This window comes from Streptomyces sp. NPDC126497 (genome assembly GCF_040302425.1).
Taxonomy (GTDB): domain Bacteria; phylum Actinomycetota; class Actinomycetes; order Streptomycetales; family Streptomycetaceae; genus Streptomyces.
Genome location: NZ_JBEORT010000049.1, coordinates 24,796 through 47,571, shown reverse-complemented (window position 1 = coordinate 47,571; position 22,776 = coordinate 24,796). Strand labels below are relative to the sequence as shown.

Sequence of the window (22,776 nt, the reverse complement as noted above, 5' to 3'; positions counted from 1 at the left end):
CCTAGCCCGTACCCGCATCAGCCCCCTGACAGCACTTCGCCCCGCCGCATAGCGGCGGGGCGAAGTGACCAGGCCCGAATTAACCAACAGCATCCCCCCTGGGTGCCGGGCCCCTCCCGTCCGCCGCCCGCGTCCGCTCAGGACACGAGCTCCGGCTCCTTCTCCGGCGTCACCGGGGCCTCCGCCGCCCCCTCCACGTGCTGGGCGGGACGCTCGGGCAGGGCGAACATCAGCAGGAAGATCACGCCCAGCACCGCGGCCACCCAGCCCAGCGCGTGCTGGAACCCGTCCGTGTAGGCCTGGCCCACCTCCGCCGGGTCGAGGTGTTCGTCGATCACCCCGAAGAACACCACCGACACCAGACCGAGCCCCAGCGCGTTCCCCATCTGCTGCACGGTGTTGATCAGTCCCGACGCCGACCCGGCGTGCTCACGCGGCACCTCGGACAGCACCGCGTCGGTCAGCGGGGCCACGATCAGCCCCATGCCGACGCCCATGACCGCCAGCGGGAGCGCCATCTGCCAGGAGGCGATGTCCGTGCCGTAGCGCTCCGCCTCCCCGATGTAGAGCAGGACGCCCGCCGCCATCACCAGCGCGCCCGCCTGGAGCACCTTGCGCCCGTAGCGCGGGACCAGCAGCTGCACCGACACGCCGGCCGCCACGGAGACCGCGACGGAGAACGGCACCCCGGTCAGCCCGGCCCGCAGCGCGCTCCAGCCCAGGCCGATCTGCATGTACATCGTCCACACCAGGAAGAAGACGCCGAGGCCGATGCCGAACACCGTCTGCACCGCGATGCCCGCCGCGAAGCTCTTCACCTTGAACAGCGACAGCTCGATCAGCGGGGAGCCGTCCCGCGCGCCCTTGACCCGCTCGTAGGCCACCAGCGCCGCGAAGACCACCAGCGCCCCGGCCATCGACGCGTACCCCCACAGCGGCCAGCCCAGCTCACGGCCGCGGGTCAGCGGATAGATCAGCATCAGCAGCCCGAGCGTCACCAGCGCGACGCCCACCAGGTCCAGCTTCAGGGCCCGCGGCGCCTTCGACTCGCTGATGAAGCGGCTGCCGAGGACCAGGCCCGCGACGCCGACCGGCAGGTTGATCAGGAAGATCGGCCGCCACTCCAGGCCGAACAGGTTCCACTCGGTCAGCAGCGCGCCGAGCAGCGGCCCGGACACCGCGCCCAGGCCGACGATCGCGCCGAACAGCCCGAACACCTTGCCCCGCTCGTGCGCCGGGAAGGTCGCGTGCACGATCGACAGCACCTGCGGCACCATCAGCGCCGCCATCGCGCCCTGCAGGATGCGGGAGGCGACCAGCATCTCGGGGTTCACCGCGAGCCCGCACAGCGCGGAGGCGAGGGTGAAGCCGCCGATGCCGAGGAGGAAGATCCGCTTGCGGCCGTGGATGTCGCCGAGCCGGCCGCCGGTGACGAGTCCGGCGGCGAAGGCCAGCGCGTAACCGGCGGTGATCCACTGGATCTGGCTGAAGGTGGCGCCCTCGTCGCGCTGGATGGACGGGATCGCGATGTTGACGATCGTGACGTCGACGAGGTCCATGAAGGCCGCGGTCATCACGATCGCCAGCGCGAACCAGCGACGGCGGTCGCCCGGGGCGGGCCGCGGTGCGGGCGGGGTGTCGGTGAAGGTCATGTCCGCACGCTATTCCCCGAGTAGGTCGGATCAGGTCCTAATTCCGCGGCATCCTCGTCCCATGACGACGGACACCCCGGCCCGGCTCCTGACCCTCCTCTCCCTCCTCCAGACGCCCCGCGAATGGCCCGGCGGCGAACTCGCCGAGCGCCTCGGCGTCTCCCGGCGCACGATCCGGCGGGACATCGACCGGCTGCGCGAGCTCGGTTACCCCGTGCGGGCGACCCTCGGCGCGGACGGCGGCTACCGGCTGGCCGCCGGCAAGGCGATGCCTCCCCTGGTGCTCGACGACGAGGAGGCGGTGGCCATCGCGGTCGGACTGCGGGCCGGCGCCGGGCACGCGCTGGAGGGCGTGGACGAGGCGTCCGTGCGGGCGCTGGCGAAGCTGGAGCAGGTGCTGCCCGGCAGACTGCGCCACCGCGTCAGTACGCTCCAGGCCGCGACCACCCCGCTGACCAGCGGAGACGGTGCGACGATCGCGCCGGAGACGCTCACCGTCATGGCCTCCACGGTGGCCGGGCACGAGCGGCTGCGGTTCGCCTACCGGGCGGCCGACGGCACCGAGTCCCGGCGCGTGACGGAGCCGTACCGGCTGGTGTCGACCGGGCGGCGCTGGTACCTGGTGGCGTACGACCTCGACCGCGCGGACTGGCGGACGTTCCGCGTCGACCGGGTGAGCGCCCCCTTCGCGACCGGGGCGCGCTTCACCCCGAGGGAGCTGCCGACGGGGAGCGCGGCGGAGTACCTGCGCCGGTCCATGTACCGGACGCAGGAGTCGTACGAGATGGTCGTCGTCTTCGCCGCACCGGCCGAGGCGGTCGCGGCCCGCCTCCCGCCCTGGCTGGGTTCGCCCGAGCCGCTGGACGCGGAGAGCTGTCTGCTGCGGGCGACGGTGAGCGGCGCCAAGGAGTGGACGGCGGTGCGGCTGGCGATGCTGGGGTACGAGTTCACGGTGCGGGAGCCGGCCGGGCTGGTGGAGGCCGTGCGGGAGCTGGGGGCGCGGATGAGCCGGGCGGCGGGCGGTGCGCCGTGACCCGGCGTCAGGTCTCCCCCTGCGGGGCGGCCGTGGACGTACCCGCGCCTCCCCTCGGGGACGGCCGGGCCCCGGCGTCGGTCCTCTCGGGGGCGGCCGGGCCCCGCGTCACGCCTCCCACGGGAAGTCCCGTAGCGCCGCGAGGTTGGCGACCGCCAGTTCGGCCGGGCCCCGGGGGCCCTCGGAGGGACCGTCACCCGCCGCCCAGCTCTCCATGGCCGTGCGCACGGCCGCGCTCGCGACGGCGGCGGCGAAGCACAGCCGGGCACGGGCGGCAACGTTGTCCGCGTCCTGGGGGAGGTGGGCGGTCGTCAGCCGCCGCGCCAGCGCCTCCGCCAGGTCCCGCTCCGCCGTCCGGCACGCCTCGGCCCACACCCGGCGCAGGGCGGGGGTCGCCTCCGCGAGCCGGATCAGGGTGCGCGCCCGGTCCCAGGAGGCCGCCGACACCCCGAGGCCGGGGGTGAGCGTGTGGCGCGCGGTGTCCTCCAGCACCTGCGGCAGCGGCACCCCCGCCGGGGCGGCGCGTACCGCCTCGACCCAGCGCCGGGCGCCGGTGGCGTAGAGCGGTCCGACGGCCTCTTCCTTGCTGGCGAAATACCGGTAGAAGGTGCGCGGGGCGACGCCGGCCGCCCGGGCGATGTCCTCGGCGCGGGTGGCCCGCAGGCCCTGCCGGACGAAGAGGCCGGCCGCCGCGCGGGCGATCTCCATACGGGTCTCGGCCTTGCGCCGTTCGGTCAGCGAGACCGCGGGAGGGGGTGACGTCGGGGCGGTGCTGCTCACGCCCGGCAGGCTATGCCCATGTGGCACAATCTGCCATCTGGTGGGCCACCCCGGGGTTCAGGTCCGGGGTGACCCGCCGGCGCGCACGAGGAAGCCGGGCCCGGCACCCGGGGGGAGGGCGCCGAACCCGGCTCTGGGAAGTCCCGGCGCCGGGGGGGGTGTGCGTCGGGACGTGGCTCGAGGGGTCCGGATCTCAGGGGCTTCGGAGCCCTGACTTGTGGGTCTTGCCTTCTTGTTCCCTGCCTCCGGCGGGTTGAAGCGGCGGGGAACGGCCATGTTTTGCGCGGTCTTCCGCCACCCGGCGTACGCGGCCGGGGCCCGCGCGGCCCCCGTCGCTCCCCGGACTCCGCGCGGCGGCGTCACGCCCCCGCGCCGGGCCCGGCCGTCACGCCGCCGCGTCGAAACCGGTGCTGCGGGCCAGCTTCTTCAGCTCCAGCAGCGCGTGCTTCTCGATCTGGCGGATGCGCTCGCGGGTCAGGCCGTGCTCCTTGCCGACCTCGGTCAGGGTGCGCTCCCGGCCGTCCTCGATGCCGTAGCGCATCTTGATGATGGAGGCCGTGCGCTGGTCGAGGCGGCCGATCAGGTCGTCCAGCTCCTCGCTGCGCAGCAGCGTCAGCACCGACTGCTCCGGTGACACCGCGGAGGTGTCCTCCAGGAGGTCGCCGAACTGGGTCTCGCCCTCGTCGTCCACCGACATGTTCAGCGAGACCGGGTCGCGGGCCCAGTCGAGCACGTCGGTGACGCGCTCCGGCGTGGAGCCGAGCTCGGCGGCGATCTCCGCGGGCTCCGGCTCACGGCCGTGCTCACGGTTGAACTCGCGCTGCACGCGCCGGATCCGGCCCAGCTCCTCCACCAGGTGGACGGGCAGGCGGATGGTGCGCGACTGGTCGGCTATCGACCGGGTGATGGCCTGACGGATCCACCAGGTCGCGTACGTCGAGAACTTGAAGCCCTTGCGGTAGTCGAACTTCTCGACCGCGCGGACCAGGCCGGCGTTGCCCTCCTGGATCAGGTCGAGCAGCGGCAGACCGCTGCGGGGGTACCGGCGCGCCACGGCGACGACCAGGCGCAGGTTGGAGCGGATGAAGACGTCCTTCGCCCGCTCGCTCGCGTCGACCAGGGCCCGGAGCTCCTCGGGGGTGGCTCCGGCCTTGTTCTCCTCGAGGCCGTCGAGGATCTGCTGTGCGAACACACCCGCTTCGATGATCTGGGAGAGTTCGACTTCCTTGGCGGCGTCGAGCAGCGGCGTGCGCGCGATCTCGTCCAGGTACATGCCGACCAGGTCGCGGTCGGCGATCTCGCCGCTTTGGGCGCGGACATTGCGTGCCGAGTCGGCCGTCTCGCCGGTGGCGGACTGACGACGGGCGACGGCGCGGGTTGCCATGCGTGCTCCCTTGCGATGATGAGGTCAGCGGGCGGTCCTTCGGACGCTCAGCACGTCCCTCAGGCCCTTCCGGACTCTGGTCGAGTGCCCTGCATCCGATGGAAACAACGACTGGAATCAGGACAGAATTCCCAACCCGCCGCCCAATTTTTCTGATCATGCAGTACCCTGTCCGGCCACGCGAGGATGCGCGATGCCGTCGGAGCACGAAGAGGTCCAGGTCAGACCGGGCGCCGGGGGTGACCTGCCGGCCCTGACCGACCCGTACACCCCCTACGCGCGTGAGACCGCGATCACATTCGGCGCGGCGCCCTTCACTCCGGAGGAGTACCGCCCCCGGCTGCTCTCCCACCCTGTAGACGGCCCGTACCGCCTGATGGTTGCCACGGACGCCGGCACCCGGGGGGATCCCGGGGCACGCCACCTCCGGCCCCTTCCGTCCCGGGCCCGCCTACGCGACCTCGGTGGGGACGACGGTCCGCCTCGCCCCCGGCGCCGGCCGGCGCGGCGTCGGCACGCTCCTCCACGAGCCCCTCCCCGCGGCCCCGGCGGGTGAGGACGTGCACCGCGCCCACGCGGGCGCCGCCCGGCCGGACGGCGCCTCGGCGCGGCGGCACGGGCGTTTCGGCTTACGGCACGTCGGCACGTGCCGGGAGGGGGGCCGCACGTTCGGCCGCCGGTGGGACGTGGCCTGGTACGAGAAGGAGCCGGAGCCCCTCACCGCCGGCTCAGCCGAACTGCACCGACCGCTTGGCCAGCCCCATCCAGAACCCGTCGATCACGGACTTCTGCTCCCCGAGCTCCCCGGCGGCGTCCGCGGCGCCCATGGTCACGAAGAGCGGGGCGAAGTGCTCGGTGCGCGGGTGGGCGAGCAGGCCGGCCGGGGACGTGCGGGTGAAGTCCAGCAGCGCGTCCACGTCCCGCGCCTCCAGGGCCTCCCGGCCCCAGGCGTCGAACTCCGCGGACCAGGCGGGGATGCCGCCCTGCCGCAGTGCGGCCAGGTTGTGGGTGAAGAACCCGGAGCCGATGATCAGCACGCCCTCGTCGCGCAGCGGCGCGAGCCGGCGCCCGATCTCCATCAGCTTCACCGGGTCGAGCGTCGGCATGGAGACCTGGAGCACCGGGACGTCGGCGCCGGGGTACATCTCGACCAGCGGGACGTAGGCGCCGTGGTCCAGGCCCCGGTCGGGGACGTCCTGGACGGGCATGCCGGGGGCGCGCAGCAGCTTGCGCACCGAGTCGGCGAGCGCCGGGGCGCCGGGGGCGCCGTAGGTGACCCGGTAGTAGCGCTCGGGGAAGCCCCAGAAGTCGTAGACCAGGGGGACGGTCTCGGTGGCGCCGAGGGCGAGCGGGGCCTCCTCCCAGTGGGCGGAGACGACCAGGATCGCCTTCGGGCGGGGCAGTCCGGCCGACCAGGCGGCCAGCTCACCGGGCCAGACCGGGTCGTCGGCCAGGGGCGGGGCGCCGTGGCTGAGGTAGAGCGCGGGCATGCGCTCCTGAGTGGCGGCGGTCATGACGGCGGCTCCCTCCGGCGGACTGCGTCCAAGATTACTTGAACTCTCAAATTTCACCACCGACTGTACGGCAGTTTTGTTTAATGTTCAAGAAGGCTGGTCGTACAGTGGAGTACATGAACACGGCACCCGCGACATCACCGGCGTCCGCCGGCGACCCCCACTGGCTCACCGACGAGGAACAGCGCGTCTGGCGCGCGTACATCGAGGCCGTCACCCTCCTGGAGGACCACCTCGACCGCCAGCTCCAGCGCGACGCGGGAATGCCGCACGTCTACTACGGCCTGCTGGTCAAGCTCGCCGAGGCGCCGCACCGCCGGCTGCGGATGACCGAGCTGGCGAGGTCCGCGAAGATCACCCGTTCCCGTCTCTCGCACGCCGTCGCGCGCCTGGAGAAGAGCGGCTGGGTGCGCCGTGAGGACTGCCCCTCCGACAAGCGGGGCCAGTTCGCCGTGCTGACGGACGAGGGACAGGAGGTGCTGAACCGGCACGCGCCCGGCCATGTGAACGCCGTACGCCAGGCGGTCTTCGACCGGCTCACCCCGCAGCAGCAGAAATCCCTCGGCGAGATCATGCGGATCGTCGCCGAGGGACTCCAGCCGAGCGGGACGGGTGCGGACCTGCCCTGGCTCCGCTGACGGGGCGGGAGTCGGGGCAGGTCCGGGGAGCCGTGCGGAGCAGGCGTCCCCTCCCCCTCCGCACGGGTGGTCTCACGTCAGTGCACGACGACCGGCACCGCCAGCTCGTCCTCGACGCCCGCGTCGGCGGACCCGGCGACCGCGGCGCTGCCCGGGCGGCCGGCGTTGATCAGGGTCAGGGCGATGGCCGCGGCGGCCACCAGGATCCCGACCGCGAACCAGATCGCGCTGGTGTAGCCCTGCACCTGTCCCTGGAGCTGGACCAGCTGCTGCTGGGACGGGCTCGTGGCGCCGCCGATGTGGTCGGTGATGTAGGACGTGGTGGCCGAGGCCGCGATCGTGTTCAGCAGGGCCGTGCCGATGGCGCCGCCCACCTGCTGCGAGGTGTTGACCATCGCGGAGGCGACACCGGAGTCACGCGGCTCGACGCCCATCGTGGACAGCGACATGGCCGGCATGAACGCCGTGCCCATGCCGAGACCGAGCAGCAGCATGCCGGGCAGCAGGACGGCCGCGTAGGAGGTGTCGATCTCCAGCTGGGTGAGGAAGAGCATGCCGAGCGCGGCGACCAGGAAGCCGGGGCCCATCAGCAGCCGGGGCGGGACCCGGGTCATCAGCCGGGTGCCGATCTGGGTGGAGCCCGTGATCATGCCCGCGATCATCGGCAGGAAGGCGAAGCCGGTCCTGACCGGCGAGTAGCCCTTCACGACCTGCAGGTAGTACGTCAGGAAGAGGAACAGGCCGAACATCGCGATGATCGCCAGGCCCAGCGAGAGGTAGACCCCGCCGCGGTTGCGCTCGGTGAGGACGCGCAGCGGCAGCAGCGGCGCCTTGACCTTGGCCTCGACGGCCACGAAGGCGGCGAGCAGCACGGCGGAGGCGACGAACATGCCGATCGTCAGCGAGTCGCTCCAGCCCTCGGACTCCGCGCGGGTGAAGCCGTAGACCAGCGCGACCAGGCCCACGGTCGACAGCACCACACCGGGGATGTCCAGCGACGAGCGGTTGCGGCCGCCCTCCGGCTCACGGATGACGAAGTACGCGCCGGCCGCGGCGACCACGGCGAACGGGATGTTCACGAAGAACGTCCAGCGCCAGTCCATGTACTCGGTGAGGAAACCGCCGAGGATCAGACCCACGGCACCGCCGCCACCGGCGATCGCGCCGTAGATGCCGAACGCCTTGGCGCGCTCCTTGCCGTCGGTGAACATCACCGCGAGCAGGGACAGCGCGGCGGGCGCGAGCAGCGCGCCGAACACGCCCTGCAGCGCGCGGGCGCCGAACATCATGGCCTCGTTGGTGGCCGCGCCGCCGAGCGCGGAGGCCGCGGCGAACCCGCCCAGACCCAGCACGAAGGCCCGCTTGCGCCCCCACAGGTCGGCTATCCGGCCGCCGAACAGCAGCAGTCCGCCGAAGGCGAGGGCGTAGGCCGTGACCACCCACTGGCGGTTGCCGTCCGAGATCCCCAGGTCCTGCTGGGCGGAGGGCAGGGCGATGTTCACGATGGTCGCGTCCAGGACGACCATCAGCTGGGCGAGCGCGATGAAGACGAGCGCTTTCCACCGGTTGGCGTCCGGCCCGTTCGGGACCGCTCTCACGGCCGCTGAGGCTGTTTCAGGCATGGGGGTACCCACTTCGGTACTTGTGACGGAAATCGAGACTCTGTAACGAAAAATCGGGTGTGCTCAAGAAATCGGGTGTGCTCGGGGAACGGCCCGTCCCCGTGGACGGCCGTCGGAAGCGGTGCCCGCGCCCGGGGCGGGCGGTGTGCGTGGTGTCGTCAGGGATCGCTCAGCGGCGCAGGTCCTCCACGGTCACGGCCGAACCCGGCAGGACGGCCGGGGCCGGGGCCCGCATCCCGTCCAGGAACAGCTGCAGATGGCGGTGGACGAAGCGGTCGGCGTGGTCGCAGCCGGTGCCGGCCGGGGGCCGGCTCAGCTGGGCGACGCCCACCATCAGATCGCCGTACTCCACGTCGGCGCGGAGCTGACCGGCCGCCTTGGCGCGGTCCATCAGCTGAGCGACGAGGCTCTCGGCGCGCCGGCGTGCGTCCTCCAGGTCGGGGTGGTGCTGGTCGAAGGTGCTGGAGGTCATCGGGCACAGCGCGCTGATCCGCTCGTCGGCGGCCGTGTGCGCGAAGCGCTCCAGTGCCTCGAAGGCGTCCCCGGTCTCGTTGAGCGCCTGCTCGGCCGCCCGCACCGTACGGTCCATCACGGAGCAGACGACCTCGCGCACCAGCGCGTCGCGGTCGGGGAAGTGGCGGTACACCGTGGCGTTGCCGACGCCGGCCCGGCGGGCGACGTCGTCGAGCGGCACCTCGGGCCCGAACTCGACGAACATCTCCCGGGCGGCGGTGACGATCCGCTCCCGGTTGCGCAGGGCGTCGGCGCGGGGCCGGGACGCCTTGCGCGCTGCGGGGGTGGCGGTCTGCACGGTGCACTCCTGGTCGTGGTGGCGTGATTTTTGTGTCATGTCCGCGATCCGGGGAGGAAGTCCCCGTTTCGTGCGGACACAGTTCCAAACGGGGAAACGATCCCCGGTTATTTCCCTCCCCGGAACTCTTTTGCTGTGACCTGCATCACGTCGGCCGGACCGTACGGCCCCACGATCGGACCTCCCGGCAGGCGCCCGCACACCCGGTGACGCAGGGTCATCGAGAGGGTGCAGTCGAAAGACCGGCGGCTGCCGTGTGGAGCGGAGGTCCCCCGCATGCAGCCGCAGCCGAGCCGACGCCGGATATCCCCGCGCCGACTGGCCGCCCTGGCATCGGTGACCGCCCTGACCCTCGCGGTCAGCACCTCGGCCGGCAACGGCCGGCTCTCCTCCGGCGCCTCCCCCGCCGGCGCCGGCCCCAGCGGCCTCTCCCGCACCTCCGCGCACGGCCCCTGCATGATCACCGGCGAGGGCGAGGTCCAGATGTCCGAGGGCATCCCCACGGCTCCCGGTTACACCCGCTCCACCGGCACGGTCCGCGCCCTCACCCTGATGATCGACTTCTCCGACGCGCCCGGCGAGGGCGACGCCCTCGACCGCTACCGGGAGTTCTTCCCCAAGACCCGCGAGTGGTTCGCCACCAGCTCCTACGGCCGCCTCGACTACCGCCCCGAACTCCCCGTCCCCGACTGGATCCGGATGCCCAAGTCGTTCCGCGCGTACGGCATAGAACGCGGCGCCCCCTTCGATCCCGGCTACCGCGAGCTGGTCCACGACCTCGTGGCCGAGGCCGATCCCGAGGTGGACTTCCAGTCGTACGACCTGCTGAACGTGCTGGTGACCCCCAACGCGGGCCCGGCCGCCCTCGACACGGTCCTGTCCGTCACCTTCGCCGGCAACAAGGAAGCCCCGAGCGCGGACGGCGTCCCCGTCTCCAACGCGTCCTTCGTCTACTCCCGCCAGGACGACGGCTCCGGCTCCTACGACCGCACCGGCTACCGCGTGCTGCCCCACGAGAACGGACACGTCTTCGGCCTGCCCGACCTCTACACCGCCGAGGGCGGCGGCGCGGTCGGCCACTGGGACATCATGAGCGAGGACTGGGGCGCCAACAACGACCTCCTCGCCTGGCACAAGTGGAAGCTGGGCTGGCTGGACGCCGCCCAGGTCGGCTGCGCGGCGAGCCCGGGCACCCGGGAGTACGCGCTCACCCCCCTGGCACGGGCCGGCGGCCCGAAACTCGTCTTCGTCCCGCTGGACGGCCACTCCGGCTACGCCGTCGAGCTGCGCACCCGCGCCGGCAACGACGAGGCGGTGTGCCGCCCCGGCGTCCTCGTCTACCGCGTCGACGCGAACGTGGACACGGGCATGGGCCCGGTCACCGTCCACGACGCCACCCGGAACAGCGGCGGCTGCACCCGTGCCCCGAACGTCCACGCGGAACTCTCGGACGCCACCTTCGCTCCGGGCGAGACCTTCGTGGACCACCGGGCGGGCGTCCGGGTGGCGGTGACGGCGGCGGGGGCGGAGGAGTACCGGGTCCGGGTGACCCGTACGCCGCGGAGCTGATCCGCCGGTCCCCGGCGCCGGGGGCACGGTGGCAGGAAGGGCACGACGCGGCACGGGCGAGGTGAACCGCCGGTCCGGACCCGAGCCACGACCGCACCGGCCGGGAACGAGCCGGAGGCGCCCGCGCTCACTCCTCCCGGACGTCCAGCAGGTCCAGGAAGGCGGCGGCCGCCGGGGTGCGGCCCTCCCGGCTCCAGATCACGTACTCGGCGCGGGCCGGTGCGTCCGTGACCTCGATCGTGACCATGCCGGCGAGGCCCTCGACGTACGCGGGCGGGAGCAGGGCCACGCCCAGGCCCGCGCCGACCAGACGGGTCAGGTAGTCCGCGTTGGTCACCTCGAAGGCGACCTCCCGGGTGAGACCGGCGGCGGCGAAGGCCAGATCGGACTGGGCCCGGCCGGCGGTCTTCGCCGGGAGGTCCACGAACACCTCCGAGGACAGCCGACGGAGGTCGATCGACGTCTCGCCGGCGAGCGGGTGGTCCGGGGAGACCACGGCGACCAGCCGCTCCCGGGTCAGCTCCCGGGCCATGACGCCCCGGGGGCGGGTCGTGACCGGCATGCCGAGGAAGGCCACCTCGATCTCGCCCTGCCTGACCCGCTCGACGAGTCTGTCGCTCCCTCCCACACCGAGGCTGATCCGGACCTTCGGATGACGCCGGTGGAACTCCTTGAGCACGGTGGGAACGTCCACGGCGGTGACGCTGGGGATCAGTCCCAGCGCGAGGCGCCCGCGCACCTCCCCGACGACCGCCGCGACCTCGGCGACGGCCCGCTCCGCCGCGTCCAGGCACTGCCGGGCAGCGGGCAGGAAGGCCGCGCCCGCCGCGGTCAGCCGGACCCGGCGACTGGTGCGCTCGAAGAGCCTCGCCCCCAGCTCCTTCTCCAGGCGCGCGATCTGGTGGCTGAGTGCGGACTGCACCACCAGGCAGCGCTGGGCCGCCCTCGTGAAGCTGTTGGTCTCGGCCACGGCGATCACGTAACGCATCTGCTGGAGCTCCACGGATCCATCGTGATACGCGATGGATGACGTGACAAGCATGTGTTGGACTCATCGACGACCCCGGTCCGACACTGATGAGGACCCCACACGGCAGGCCCCACGGGCCGGTTCCGCCGGGCGGGCCCCGACCGGGCTCCTCCGGCAAGCCCGCGGGCCGCACCGCCGCCGTCCACCCCGCCTCCCGCACTGGGCGCACCCCGCCGAGGCGTGCCCGGCCGCCCCGCACCACCACCCCGTACCTCCCCGCCCGTCCCGCTCCGGAACAGGAGCGCAGTGGGTGACCACGGGCGCACCCGCCCGTGGTCACGACCCCCGTCGGGCCCGGCGCCCTGGGACACCGGGACACCCCGCCCGACCACACCCGGAGAGACGACATGACCGTCCGAGAAGAGACACACACGCCCGTCACGCCGCAGAAGCAGGTGTCCCCGGCCCGGGGATGGCTGGGCGTGGCCGCCATCACCGCCAGCCTCTTCGTCTTCCTCACCACCGAACTGATGCCGATCGGCCTGCTCACCCCGCTCGGCGAGAGCCTCGGGGTCTCCGTGGGCGCGGTCGGCCTCATGGTCACGGCGCAGGGTGTCGCGGCCGGTCTCGGCGTGCCGTTCATCGTGGCCTGGACCCGCCGCGTCGACCGGCGCCGACTGCTGACCGCGCTGCTGGCCGTGCTGGCCGTCGGCAACCTGATCACCTCGATCGCCCCGAACTACCCGCTGATCCTGGGCACCCGACTGATCATGGGCTTCGCCAGCGGCGTCTTCTGGGCCATCGGCGTCAGCATGGCCATGCGCATCGTCCCGGAGAAGCACGCCAACCGGGCCGCCGCCGTGGTGATGTCCGGCATCTCGATCGCCACCGTCGTCGGCATTCCCCTCGGCACCCTGCTCGAGAGCGCCGGCGACTGGCGCACCACCTTCCTGATCTGGGCCGGCCTCAGCGCTCTGGTGTTCCTCGCCGTCGCCCTCACGATCCCGTCGCTGCCGTCCGCGAACACGGTCCCCGTCCGCGAGGTCTTCGAACTGCCCGTCAGGAACGTGCCCCTGCGCCTGGTCCTGGTCATGGTCGTGTTCTCCGTCCTCGGCCACTTCGGCGCCTACACCTTCGTCCGCCCCTACCTGGAGGAGAGCGCCTCCGCCACCGCCGGCTTCATCACCGTCGTCCTCGTCGTCTTCGGTGTCGGCGGCGCGATCGGCAACTTCATCGGCGGCCGGACCGTCGAGAGGAGCCCGCGGGGCAGCTTCGTCGCGGGCGGCCTGCTCCTGGTCACCGCACTCGTCGTACTGCTGACCACCGGCACGAACGACGTCGGCGTGATCACCGCCATGGTCCTGTGGGGCGTCGCCTTCGGTGTCGTCCAGCTCAGCCAGATCACCATAACGCTCGCGGCCGCGCCCGAGACCTTCGAGGCCGCGATGTCGCTCAACACCATGGCCTACAACACCTGCATCGCCCTGGGCGCCCTCCTCGGCGGCCTCTTCGCCGACCACGCGGGCGTCACGAGCGTCGTCCGGCTCGGCATCGTCCTGGTCGCCCTCGCCGTGATCCTCCGCGCCACCACCGGCCGCCGCACCACACCGACGAGCTGACCCCTCCCGGCCGGCGAGGCGGCGTCCCGCACGCGCTCTCACGGGAGCAGCCTGGAGAAACCACAGGTCAGCACGTCACCCCCCGCCCACCCCGCCCGGCGCGCGCTGCCCGAGTCCCCCCACGGACGCCCATCCGCTACCCTGTTCCCTGGTCAGCCGTTGGCGTGGCCCCTGTCAGGCAGCGATGCCGCCCAGCAGGGTCCGCACCGCGTCCGACCAGCGGGCTTGGCTCCTTGCCGAAGATCCACTCGCTGGATCTCCGTCAGGGTTCCCTCAAGCCCTCGCCTTCGTAGCTCAGGGGATAGAGCACCGCTCTCCTAAAGCGGGTGTCGCAGGTTCGAATCCTGCCGGGGGCACAGCCAGAAGGGCCAGCTCGGGAGGGGGTTCCTCCCAGGCTGGCCCTTCGTCGTGTCCGGGGTCGTGCCACACGCGTGCCACTAAGGGGAGTCCACGACCGACACGTCGGGTCCGCCTCTTGATTTCGTTCGTTCTGTTTGTCCTGTCCGGTGTGGCCCTGGTTCTGCGGGGAGGACAATCGCGCCGCGCCGTCGTCGCAGGAGGCCCTAAGCTGCCAGGTCATGGATGCGGGACTTGCTGCGCTGCTCGGCGCGGCCGTGGGGGCGCTGGGCACCGGTGGTGCCGCTCTGGCGACCGGATTATTGGGCCGTGGACAGGCTCGGACACAGCTCCGCGCCGAGCACGTGCGGTTGCTGCGGGAGCCGCGGCGGTCTGCATATGTCGCGTTCGCCCAATGCTTCCAGGAAGTTCACGCCCTCCACTCGGAGGCAGTGAAGTCCGCGTCCGAGGTGACGGAGGCCGAGGAACCGGACCGAAGCAGGCTGCTGGATGCCGCCGACGAAGCTTACGCGCGAGCCGGTGAACGGCTGCACGGAGAACTTCAGCTACGGCAGTCGGCAGTGACGGTGGAAGGGCCACCTGCCCTTACGGCGGCCGCGTTCGAGGCGGAAGGCGCACTGCTGGTTTCGCGGGCCGAGGTGTACCGCTGGGTTCGGGTTCTGCGGCAAGGAACCGCCACGGAGGAACACGAACGTGCGGCAGAGGATGCGTTGTTGGCCGTGCACCATCACATCGTGTCGTTTCTCAACGCGGCGTCGGCCGTGCTGGCGGACGATGGTCTCGGTCCCTGACAGAAGGAAGCAACGTCGTGACTGAGCAATCCGAAACCGTGGGGGACTCGTCGCATCCCCCGCTGTCCCGGCTGGACGTCGACGTTCTTCGCCTGGTGGCGCAGGGGTTGTCTTTCTCTGAGATCGGGCAATTGGCCCGCGTCTCACAGAGCCTCGTCGGCCGACAAGTCCTGAGGCTCATGACACTTCTCGGCGCCCGCGACCGTGCGGACCTGGTGGCGAAGGCCGAGGAGAACGGGTTGATCTAGTGCCTTATTAATCCAGGGGTACCGCTCCCCCATCCCTGCGGATCATGGCCCCGAGTCGATCGGCGATGGCCCGGTCCCGGTCACTGGTCATGTGCTGATAGATCAGCGCGGCCCGGCAGCTGCTGTGCCCCATCCGCGTCATCAGCTCCCGCGTACTGGCCCCGGCCGTCGAGGCCAGCGTGTTACCCGTGTGCCGAAGATCGTGGAAGTGCAGCTCGGCCGTGACGCCCGCAGCCTTCCGGGCCTTGACCCAGTCGTCGCGGAAGTTGCTGCGCCGCAGTTGTCCGCCCTGCGGCCCGACGAAGACGTGCCCGTCGCGGCCGGGAGCGGCGAAGTGCTCCAGGTGGTGCGTGACCGCATCGAGCAGTTCGGCGGGGAAGGAGACGGAGCGCACCCCGGCCGCGGATTTCGGCGCCTTGTCGAAGAGCCGGCCGTCCTGCAGCTCGGCCTGAGCCCGGCGCACGGTGACGGTCAGCCCCTCCAGGTCGATGTCCCGGCGCCGCAGAGCCGCCAGCTCCCCGAACCGCAGGGTGGTGAAGGCCGCCAGGAGTACGAGCAGCCGGTAGCGGGGCGCGATGGAGTCGGCGACGGCGAAGACCTCCGCCACCGTGAGGACCGGCCGCTCGGGCACGTCGTAGCGGTCCGCGCCCTTGATGCGGCACGGGTTGCGCCGGATCAGCTCGTCGTCCACGGCCGTGTTCATCAGGGCGCGCAGCAGCTGGTACGCCTTGACCACCGACGGCTCACCGACGCCGGCCGCCAGGAGCTTTCCGCGCCAGCCCGCACAACAGGTTGCGCAGGTACACGGACTTGCCGGACTGCGTGGCTCCGAGGATGAGTTCGTGCGGCACGGTACGGAAGTCCCGGACGTGCCAGTGCCCGTCTTCGCGCAGCGCCAGCGGCAGGGACAGCGGTTCGGTCCGCAGCCACCGCCGAGGGGGCCGGACGTCGGCCAGGACGTCCCAGCCGATCAACCGCAGCTCCAGCCGTCCCGGTTTGGTGGGACGGACGTGCACGGCGTGCGCGCCCCAGGCGTGCCGCAGCCGGTCGGCCGAGGCGGTGAAGTCCTCGGGTGCCTGCCCGGCCGCCATGCGCAGCCGCATCACGAGCCCGGACCCGGTCGGCAGCGGCAGCGAATGGCGGGACGGTACGGGAGCAGCCTGCCGCCCGATCATCCGGGCGGTGGCCCGGCGCATGGCCGAGGCGGGCACCGTCAGGCCGCAGGCGTCCATGGTGGCCCGGTATGTGGCGAGCACCCGCAGCGCGACGACCGGATACCCGATCAGCCACCAGAACAGGACCGGCAGCCGACGGTGCACCGCGACCAGCGCGGTCACCGCCAGCAGCGTCAGCACCAGAACCCACAGAACATCGGTCATGACACTCAGCCCTGCGCCGCAGCCGGAGTGCCGACCATGACGGCGTCCGCCCGGTAGGCGATGCCGTGCCGGGCACGGCCGCCGAACTCGCTCTCCCAGGGCCGGGCCACCAGCCCGGACAGGAAGACCGGCGCACCCATGACCAGGCCCTCGCCGATGCCCTTCTCGGGAACGGTGACCTTGATCATGTCCGAGCCGCCCTGGGCGATGAACACCAGCTCCAGGACCATGAGCCGGTCGTTGGTGACCGGGTCCACGGCCACCTCGCCGGTCTGCCGGTCCCTCACCTTGACCTCGGGCAGCTTCGTGACCAGCAGAGTGGCGGACGAGGTGCCCACGGGGATGACACGCATGCTGTGAACCTCACTTGATCGGGCGTCCGTCACGGACACCGAGCCGCTGAATACCTCCCTAGACAGCACAGGGGGGAACCCACCTCAACTGTCTAGGGGGGTATACGAGCGGGCGTCGAAGGCCACCCGAACGCGCTACGGGAGCGCCCAGTGAAGGACCGTCGCGTCGTCGCTTGCCTTGCCGCGCGGCCAGCGCTGCCCGTCGAGGTCGCCGTTCTCCGCCTCCCGTACGTGGCGGATCAGTTCGTCCGGGCCGGAGGAGCCTAGGACGGCCAGCACCTCTCGCCAGTCGGCGAGGGCGAATTGGTCGACGAGGCGTGTGGCGCCGTCGCTCATCAGCGTCACGGACGCCAGCGACTCCAGCAGCACCGTTCCCGTGAGGGCGTGTTCGGCCGCCCGCGGTTCGGGGCCGGCGATCCAGAAGCCACCCGGCCGGTTACGGAGCCCAGTCAGGGCGTCGCGGTACTCGGCCAGGGCGGCAGCGTGTTCAGGTGAGCCGGTGGGCAGTTCGTCGACCGGCGCGCGCAGCCGTTCACCGACCTCGTCCAGGCGCTGGTCGGTGACGGCAGTCGTCTTCCCGTCCCTGTCGGCGAGGAGGAGAGTCGAGTCACCGAGGACGAGGTACTCCAGAGCTCCCCCACCGGCCCGGACCGCGACGACCGTACTGGTCGGGCTGGCCCGATAGGTCAGGTCGCAGGTGCCTTCGTGCAGCGAGCGGACGTCCCGGATCGCGTCGGCGAGGCAGTCGGTGAGCGGCCGGGCGGGGTGTGCCGTGATGCTGCTCAGCAGCAGCCCGCCCAGCGTCGAGGAGAACCAGGCGACGCCGTGCACGCATCCGGTCTCCGCCCCGGCCACACTGGCACCGTCGAGGAGGACGGCCGCGCCGGGAGCGACGGCTGCGAAGTCCTCGTTCTGCTGGCCCGGTTCGGCGGGCAGGGAGCCGAGGGCGACGTTCACGCCGTCGTCTCCTCGTCGTGCAGGTAGAGGGGACAGAGCAGTTCGACGGACTGCGGTTCGTCGGTTTCGGGGTCGTACTCGACGCTCACCAGCGTGGAGAAGTGCCGCTCCCCCACCTGCCCCCACAGCGCGCCGAGGTCCGAGGCGAGCAGATGCACGACACCGAGGGAGCCAGCCGTGTGGATGCCGGCGATGGCGAGCACCGAACCGTTGCCGTCCGGACGCGGCAGCCTGCCGAGGTATCCCACATCGTGCGGGCGGCGCGGCTCAATGTCCGCTCCCGCGTGGTACGCCGTGCCGGTACGCCGGTCCACCAGCGCCCACGGTTCGCCCTCCGGATGCTCCCAGCCGAGTACCGGGTCCTGGGCGTACAGGTCGCTCATGGCCTGGGACATGCCCGGCCCGCAGACGACGACCAGGCCGTCACGGTTGAGGTCGACTTCACCGCTCACCAGTACGTGGCCGGAGCTCACGCTGAGCCCGTACGTCTTCGCCAGCTCCTCCAGGCGCTTCCCGGAGTTCACGTCGGCCATGGCGACGACCGGGCGCTTCTTCGTGTCGTCCCACCGCAGCGGAGTCACGACCGTGACGGCACCCGTGCCGAGGAAGGCACCCTCGGGCGCCGGGCCGGTGTGCCGGATTTGGTGAATCCGCCCGCGGCTCAGGCCAGCCTTCTCGGCGATCTGCGCATAGGACAGTCCCTGCGCGTGGAGGTCCTGGACCACACGGCGGCGGAGCCGGGCGAGCTCGGTCACCTCCTGCTGCGCGTCGGCCAACCTCGTGGTGACCTCACGCAGGAGCAGGTACGGATCATCGATCGCCATGATCCGCTGCAACTCATCCGACATGACCACACCTCCCAGAAGTAACCAGGAGTCTAGGGCCCTAGACGGAATGGGCGGCAGGCGCCGTCCCGTACGACCGCCGACCACGAAGAACCGCGACCGCCGCCGAGGCACACCCCGAGGACTCACCCGCCACCACCCACAAGGCAACCGCCGGCTATCGACGAGAGGAGCGCGGTCACGCGCCCTCCCATGCCAGCTCGGCCCATACGGAACGCCCGTCGGGCCAGTTCTTCACACCCCAGTCCTTGGCGCAGGAGGTGATCAGTAGCAGCCCGCGCCCGCCCTCTTCATGGCTGGTCACGTCGCACAGATGCGGCACACGCTCGCCGCCCTGGTCGACCACCTCGATGCGCACGAGGCCGCCACCGAAGCCGACGATCACGAGGAACCAGCCGCCGACCGAACCGCTCCGCGAGTGCCGCACGGCGTTGGTCGCCAGCTCGCTGACGACCAGGACGGCGTCATCGACCGGCCCCTCCTCAGCGATCATGGCGGTCACGAAGTGACGGGCCTGGACCACTTGCTCGGCCAGGCCGGGGAAGGCGCGGCACCACTTGGTACGCATGGCAAGCTCCTTGTCTGCGTCTAGGGGTCTAGACAGCGCAGCGGCAGAGTATTCCCATGCGCGACCAACAGACCAGGCATACAGAGGAATTATTCCTCTAAGGGGTGACGGTGTCTCCCAGCTCGCGGAACTCCTTCATCACCCGCAACAGCAGCTCCCGCACCTCGTCACCGAAGACGGCAGCCCGCTCGAAGCGACCGAACGCCTCCTCGTACGCGGCCACCTCGGCGGAGTCGGCCGACACCCGCTCCCCGACGAACGCCTCAATCACGACCGCCCGTTGATCGCACAGCGTGAACCCATGACGAGGCAGAAGCGGCACCGGCCGACGCCAAGGGATGACCCCGAGCCGTACCGTGCTCAGACTCTCGACGGCCAGCAACCGGTCAAGCTGGGCGAGCATCAGCGCCGGAGTTCCGGGCCAGGTACGCAACACCGCTTCCGTCAGCACGAACACCGACTCACGCCCCGGCTCGTACAGCACGCTCTGCCGCTCCACACGGTCAGCAACCGCCCGACCGACCGCCTCAGGAGTCGAGTTCGGCGCACTCTCGAAGACGTGCCGGGCGTACTCCGCACTCTGGAGCATGGCCGGCAGAACGATGCATTGGAACGACCGCACCAACCGAGCAGACCGCACCGCTTCATCGAGGACAGCCACGGCGGGAGCTTCATCACCAGATGCCGGACCGGAGTCCGCGGCAGCCTCCACGGCGACCAGGAGGTCACGCACCTCACGCGCGGTCGAGTCGTCGAGGCCGAGGGCACGCGAGAGCCGGTCCAGCACGTCAGAACTCGGCACCATGCGCCCGGTCTCGACCTTGGAAACGGTCGGCTGCCCCACACCGGCCCGTTGTGCCAGCACGGCACCCGTCAGGCCGGCTTCAGTACGCAGCCCCCGAAGACGCACCCCGAGCGCCTTCATCCGCTCCCGCCGCTCACTCCCCATACCCAGGGTTCTACACCACGGGACAGCGGTGACCGGGTACATGAACCTCAGTGATCATCGAGCGCACCGAGCGTGATTCAAACTTTCTCTACTGGTTCAAGGCGACTCGCTCCGCTCCCCGCACGCGGCCCGGCCCCCGGCCGGGCCTGCGCTCCTGTCTCCGCCCCGCTCCAGCCCGGCCGACGCCCGTGCCGCGCGGTACACAATTCAGCTATTTGCCGTGGGAGGGGTACGTCCCGGCTGGGGCGGTCGGCTCCGAAGGCTTGGATCTGATATCAAAGCTCGGCCGCAGCGCCATCTTGCTCTTCCCACGCCCTCACGTAGGAAAGGATCCTGAGCATTGTCACATCAAATTCAGCTACTTGTCCATCTCCGGTGAGCTCGAACCAACCCCCCAGCCTTCCAGTCACCGACGTTCCGAGTGTTTCATGCGCTTCGGGCGCGAGCGGCATCTGGAATGTGGCAGAAACGAAACCTACCGTCACCTCTGCGGCAGAGTACGCACTGCGCACATCAATACTAGTGAAATAGAGCGACTCAATTGGCCCGAAATCCTCAGAGCTTCGATCGGAAAACTCTGGAAAGTTCCCCAAATCTTCGTGATCAACAATTTGATCAATGATCGACAGGAGTATTTCACTCGACAAGGCTTTCATGGTCAGCGACACCTTGGTGCGCGAACAGAGAGCGTCAATCACCGAATCGATGCTGGTGTGATAGTGAAAATCAGAAGATCTCTCACCCAGTTCCTCCACAAGGTCCGGATGCAAGGAATGGTCCCGCTTCGAAGCGGCAAAGTCTTCTGTATTTCCGGAAGCGAAATGAGTGTCCCCTGCCTTCTCGAAGTGGCACCTTTTGACACAGAGCCAAATCGCTGAGTCGCGAGCACCCGTGCCGTTTACCTTCGCCGGCTTTCGCCTCATAGCCTCGCGCTCCAGTGCCTCAATCGCGTCTTCTCCATCCAACTCAAGAACGGCGAATGAGGTCTCCAGCTCCTCCTTCCATTCATCGACAATAGTTTCCAGTGAAGGGAAATAGGCTGCGTTAATTTCGCAGTACTTCGCAAGGTTCGCCACAGCAGCATTGTGCTGGTCGATGGCTTGTTGCACCACCTGCCGCCTAGCATTAATTGACTCCGCCAGCACGACACGAGGAATCGCCACGGTGGCACCAAGGGCAGGGGCTATGCGCAGCAACGTGGAGATTGCAACATTCTTGACCTTTCCTTGTCTGGGCAATAGGTTCGTGTCGAGAACGATCAGCATGATCACCTGTCCGCTACTTCGTCAGCGCGCGAAGAGATTTCATCAGCGAGGGAACTGAAGAGGTTGATGGCATTTCGAGCCCGAGTGTAATGTGCACCCCGGGCCTCGCTTCCATTCAGTTCGAATACAGCCTTGTGTGTCCGCTGAGCAATAGGCACCAAACTAGAGAGGTTGGGCACCTCGCCGATCGATGCCGCACCTGATGGAGGAAGCACCCCGACACCTCCTAGAGATGCCACAATTCCCGATTGGTAAGCATCGGGCATTCGCTCATTCCAATGCTTATACGCCTCTGCTGGTTGGTCGCGATAAACAGTGAACTGTTGACTCACATAACCGAGCGGACTCGGAAGGCCCGGCGGAAGCTCGAAATCAAATTCCAAACCTCTTCTCTCCATTGCCCTCTTCGCTGTACCCCACTCGTCAATCCAGTTGGCAACACTCTTACCAACGCTAGGTAGCGCCGTTAGCGAGAAGAGATCTGGGGCGAGGGGCACCACAAATCCGGTTGAACCAACTATGACGTTTCTGTTTAGCGCTCCGACGTTCGGCCCAAGATCAACGAAGACATAATCAGCCGAGACTTGAGACGCGATTTCCATAATCAACCGATAGATGGCCGTACTCACCTGGAAACCTCGCGGCTGACCCGCTAGAGCCTCAGTCCACCCCGTGGGGGCGAACTCTTCATAATCGCTCAATCGAATGTCCCCCGGTAGGACCCAGGCAGAATCCCTGATTTTTACCGGGCGAATCACCTTGAGAGCGCCTGACCCCTCGACTACGGGGCGCAGGCAAGAATAGATCGTCCCACCCGAACCGAACAATGACTCAACTTTAGTTACGGGCAGGGCAGCGCTTGTCAGGTTGGCCTGCGCGTCAGCATCGATGAAAAGCACTCGCTTCGTTTTCGCCAAAGCGATGCCAATGTTATAGACGAGAGTGGTCTTTCCGACACCACCCTTATGGTTGAAGAAGGAAATGATTTTCATGCAATGTTCTCCATAGTCCGCACAAATTCACGATGTCCCGAAGCGCCCGCAACTTTCGACTGTCGAAGGCAGGGTGGAGATGGGTGGATATATACGCAATTTCCCGAGTGTCTTTTTGCCGCGCCCCTCGATCCAGAGATCGTAGCGAGTCTAGGCTCCTCATTCGACTCTTCCGTCCTACTCGTGACAGTCAGATTGCAGTAATGGAAGATCGCCGTGCCATTCACATGGCGGAACATCCGGTGGCTTACGGGCAGCGGCAAGGATCAGACCACAGGTGAGACCCCGCTCCATCGCAGGTCACTTCGTCGGTGGCTTCAGCACACCCCAAGCTTCCCAAGTTGAGGACTCAGCAACACGTGCCGGCTGCCGTTGCTTGCTCTGGGCGACGGCACTGACAGCGTGGTGAAGGCCGGTGGGGGTGCAGCGAGACACACGCGCGCCTGGTCGGTCGGCCCGCCCGCCGTCGTGGCTGACTGT

20 protein-coding genes, 1 tRNA gene and 3 pseudogenes are annotated in these 22,776 nt (G+C 69.8%); 8 read left to right on the top strand and 16 right to left on the bottom strand.

Annotation, left to right across the window (positions count from 1 at the left end):
- Positions 1-137 precede the first annotated feature (137 nt).
- Positions 138-1,652: an MFS transporter gene (locus ABTY20_RS20990; RefSeq protein WP_351998523.1), complete on the bottom strand. Its 1,515-nt coding sequence runs from the start codon at positions 1,650-1,652 to the stop codon at positions 138-140.
- Positions 1,653-1,713: 61 nt separating this feature from the next.
- On the opposite strand from ABTY20_RS20990, the gene ABTY20_RS20985 reads away from it, so the two are divergent.
- Positions 1,714-2,685, top strand: coding sequence for a helix-turn-helix transcriptional regulator (locus tag ABTY20_RS20985; protein WP_351998522.1), 972 nt, complete (start codon positions 1,714-1,716; stop codon positions 2,683-2,685).
- A gap of 108 nt (positions 2,686-2,793) precedes the next feature.
- Here the strand turns inward: ABTY20_RS20985 and ABTY20_RS20980 are convergent, their stop codons facing one another.
- Together ABTY20_RS20980 and ABTY20_RS20975 are read right to left on the bottom strand one after the other, a co-directional pair.
- Positions 2,794-3,465 (bottom strand): TetR/AcrR family transcriptional regulator, encoded by a 672-nt coding sequence (locus ABTY20_RS20980; RefSeq protein WP_351998521.1) that lies wholly within the window; start codon positions 3,463-3,465, stop codon positions 2,794-2,796.
- A gap of 385 nt (positions 3,466-3,850) precedes the next feature.
- Entirely contained in the window at positions 3,851-4,849 is a 999-nt protein-coding gene (locus ABTY20_RS20975; protein WP_351998520.1) for a sigma-70 family RNA polymerase sigma factor, read from the bottom strand.
- Between the two features lie 193 nt (positions 4,850-5,042).
- Between ABTY20_RS20975 and ABTY20_RS20970 the strand changes: the two are divergent.
- Positions 5,043-5,553 (top strand): annotated as a pseudogene (locus tag ABTY20_RS20970) (GNAT family N-acetyltransferase); the annotation flags it as partial.
- Between the two features lie 24 nt (positions 5,554-5,577).
- On the opposite strand, the gene ABTY20_RS20965 reads toward ABTY20_RS20970, so the two are convergent.
- Positions 5,578-6,339, bottom strand: a complete 762-nt coding sequence (locus ABTY20_RS20965; protein ID WP_351998526.1) for a dioxygenase family protein — start codon at positions 6,337-6,339, stop codon at positions 5,578-5,580.
- A gap of 140 nt (positions 6,340-6,479) precedes the next feature.
- On the opposite strand from ABTY20_RS20965, the gene ABTY20_RS20960 reads away from it, so the two are divergent.
- Complete coding sequence (locus ABTY20_RS20960) at positions 6,480-7,001, top strand: MarR family winged helix-turn-helix transcriptional regulator (protein WP_351998519.1); 522 nt, start codon at positions 6,480-6,482, stop codon at positions 6,999-7,001.
- A 77-nt stretch (positions 7,002-7,078) separates the two neighbouring features.
- Here the strand turns inward: ABTY20_RS20960 and ABTY20_RS20955 are convergent, their stop codons facing one another.
- Both ABTY20_RS20955 and ABTY20_RS20950 read right to left on the bottom strand, forming a co-directional pair.
- Positions 7,079-8,623, bottom strand: coding sequence for an MFS transporter (locus ABTY20_RS20955; RefSeq protein WP_351998518.1), 1,545 nt, complete (start codon positions 8,621-8,623; stop codon positions 7,079-7,081).
- 169 nt (positions 8,624-8,792) lie between these two features.
- Positions 8,793-9,434, bottom strand: a complete 642-nt coding sequence (locus ABTY20_RS20950; protein WP_351998517.1) for a TetR/AcrR family transcriptional regulator — start codon at positions 9,432-9,434, stop codon at positions 8,793-8,795.
- 276 nt (positions 9,435-9,710) lie between these two features.
- On the opposite strand from ABTY20_RS20950, the gene ABTY20_RS20945 reads away from it, so the two are divergent.
- Positions 9,711-11,003 carry a M6 family metalloprotease domain-containing protein gene (locus ABTY20_RS20945; RefSeq protein ID WP_351998516.1) on the top strand — a complete coding sequence of 431 codons (1,293 nt, stop codon included), beginning with the start codon at positions 9,711-9,713 and terminating at the stop codon, positions 11,001-11,003.
- Positions 11,004-11,130: 127 nt separating this feature from the next.
- Here ABTY20_RS20945 and ABTY20_RS20940 read toward each other — a convergent pair whose 3' ends face one another.
- Positions 11,131-12,045, bottom strand: coding sequence for a LysR family transcriptional regulator (locus tag ABTY20_RS20940; RefSeq protein ID WP_351998515.1), 915 nt, complete (start codon positions 12,043-12,045; stop codon positions 11,131-11,133).
- A 335-nt stretch (positions 12,046-12,380) separates the two neighbouring features.
- On the opposite strand from ABTY20_RS20940, the gene ABTY20_RS20935 reads away from it, so the two are divergent.
- The 4 genes from ABTY20_RS20935 to ABTY20_RS20920 all read left to right on the top strand — a co-directional run bounded on the left by ABTY20_RS20935 (position 12,381) and on the right by ABTY20_RS20920 (position 14,988).
- Positions 12,381-13,592 (top strand): MFS transporter, encoded by a 1,212-nt coding sequence (locus ABTY20_RS20935; protein ID WP_351998514.1) that lies wholly within the window; start codon positions 12,381-12,383, stop codon positions 13,590-13,592.
- Between the two features lie 283 nt (positions 13,593-13,875).
- Positions 13,876-13,948: transfer RNA gene (locus ABTY20_RS20930), tRNA-Arg, on the top strand.
- Between the two features lie 222 nt (positions 13,949-14,170).
- Positions 14,171-14,740 carry a hypothetical protein gene (locus ABTY20_RS20925; protein WP_351998513.1) on the top strand — a complete coding sequence of 190 codons (570 nt, stop codon included), beginning with the start codon at positions 14,171-14,173 and terminating at the stop codon, positions 14,738-14,740.
- 17 nt (positions 14,741-14,757) lie between these two features.
- Positions 14,758-14,988, top strand: a complete 231-nt coding sequence (locus ABTY20_RS20920; protein ID WP_351998512.1) for a response regulator transcription factor — start codon at positions 14,758-14,760, stop codon at positions 14,986-14,988.
- Between the two features lie 7 nt (positions 14,989-14,995).
- On the opposite strand, the pseudogene ABTY20_RS20915 reads toward ABTY20_RS20920, so the two are convergent.
- The 9 genes and pseudogenes from ABTY20_RS20915 to ABTY20_RS20875 all read right to left on the bottom strand — a co-directional run.
- A pseudogene (locus ABTY20_RS20915) lies at positions 14,996-15,766 on the bottom strand (tyrosine-type recombinase/integrase); the annotation flags it as partial.
- Positions 15,756-16,367 (bottom strand): annotated as a pseudogene (locus ABTY20_RS20910) (FtsK/SpoIIIE domain-containing protein); the annotation flags it as partial. The pseudogenes ABTY20_RS20915 and ABTY20_RS20910, both read right to left, overlap by 11 nt.
- Before the next feature lie 5 nt (positions 16,368-16,372).
- The gene (locus ABTY20_RS20905) at positions 16,373-16,720 is read right to left on the bottom strand and encodes an SCO3933 family regulatory protein (protein WP_351998511.1); all 348 of its coding nucleotides are present in this window, start codon (positions 16,718-16,720) and stop codon (positions 16,373-16,375) included.
- Positions 16,721-16,855: 135 nt separating this feature from the next.
- Entirely contained in the window at positions 16,856-17,677 is an 822-nt protein-coding gene (locus ABTY20_RS20900) for a protein phosphatase 2C domain-containing protein (protein ID WP_351998510.1), read from the bottom strand.
- On the bottom strand, positions 17,674-18,525 hold the full coding sequence (locus ABTY20_RS20895) for a sigma factor-like helix-turn-helix DNA-binding protein (RefSeq protein WP_351998509.1): 852 nt from the start codon (positions 18,523-18,525) through the stop codon (positions 17,674-17,676). Before ABTY20_RS20895 ends, ABTY20_RS20900 begins: the two co-directional genes overlap by 4 nt.
- A 175-nt stretch (positions 18,526-18,700) precedes the next feature.
- Entirely contained in the window at positions 18,701-19,090 is a 390-nt protein-coding gene (locus ABTY20_RS20890; protein WP_351998508.1) for an ATP-binding protein, read from the bottom strand.
- Between the two features lie 97 nt (positions 19,091-19,187).
- Complete coding sequence (locus ABTY20_RS20885; protein WP_351998507.1) at positions 19,188-20,039, bottom strand: helix-turn-helix domain-containing protein; 852 nt, start codon at positions 20,037-20,039, stop codon at positions 19,188-19,190.
- A 275-nt stretch (positions 20,040-20,314) separates the two neighbouring features.
- Positions 20,315-21,304, bottom strand: coding sequence for a PIN domain-containing protein (locus tag ABTY20_RS20880; protein ID WP_351998525.1), 990 nt, complete (start codon positions 21,302-21,304; stop codon positions 20,315-20,317).
- A gap of 2 nt (positions 21,305-21,306) precedes the next feature.
- On the bottom strand, positions 21,307-22,296 hold the full coding sequence (locus ABTY20_RS20875; RefSeq protein WP_351998506.1) for a ParA family protein: 990 nt from the start codon (positions 22,294-22,296) through the stop codon (positions 21,307-21,309).
- Positions 22,297-22,776: the final 480 nt, after the last annotated feature.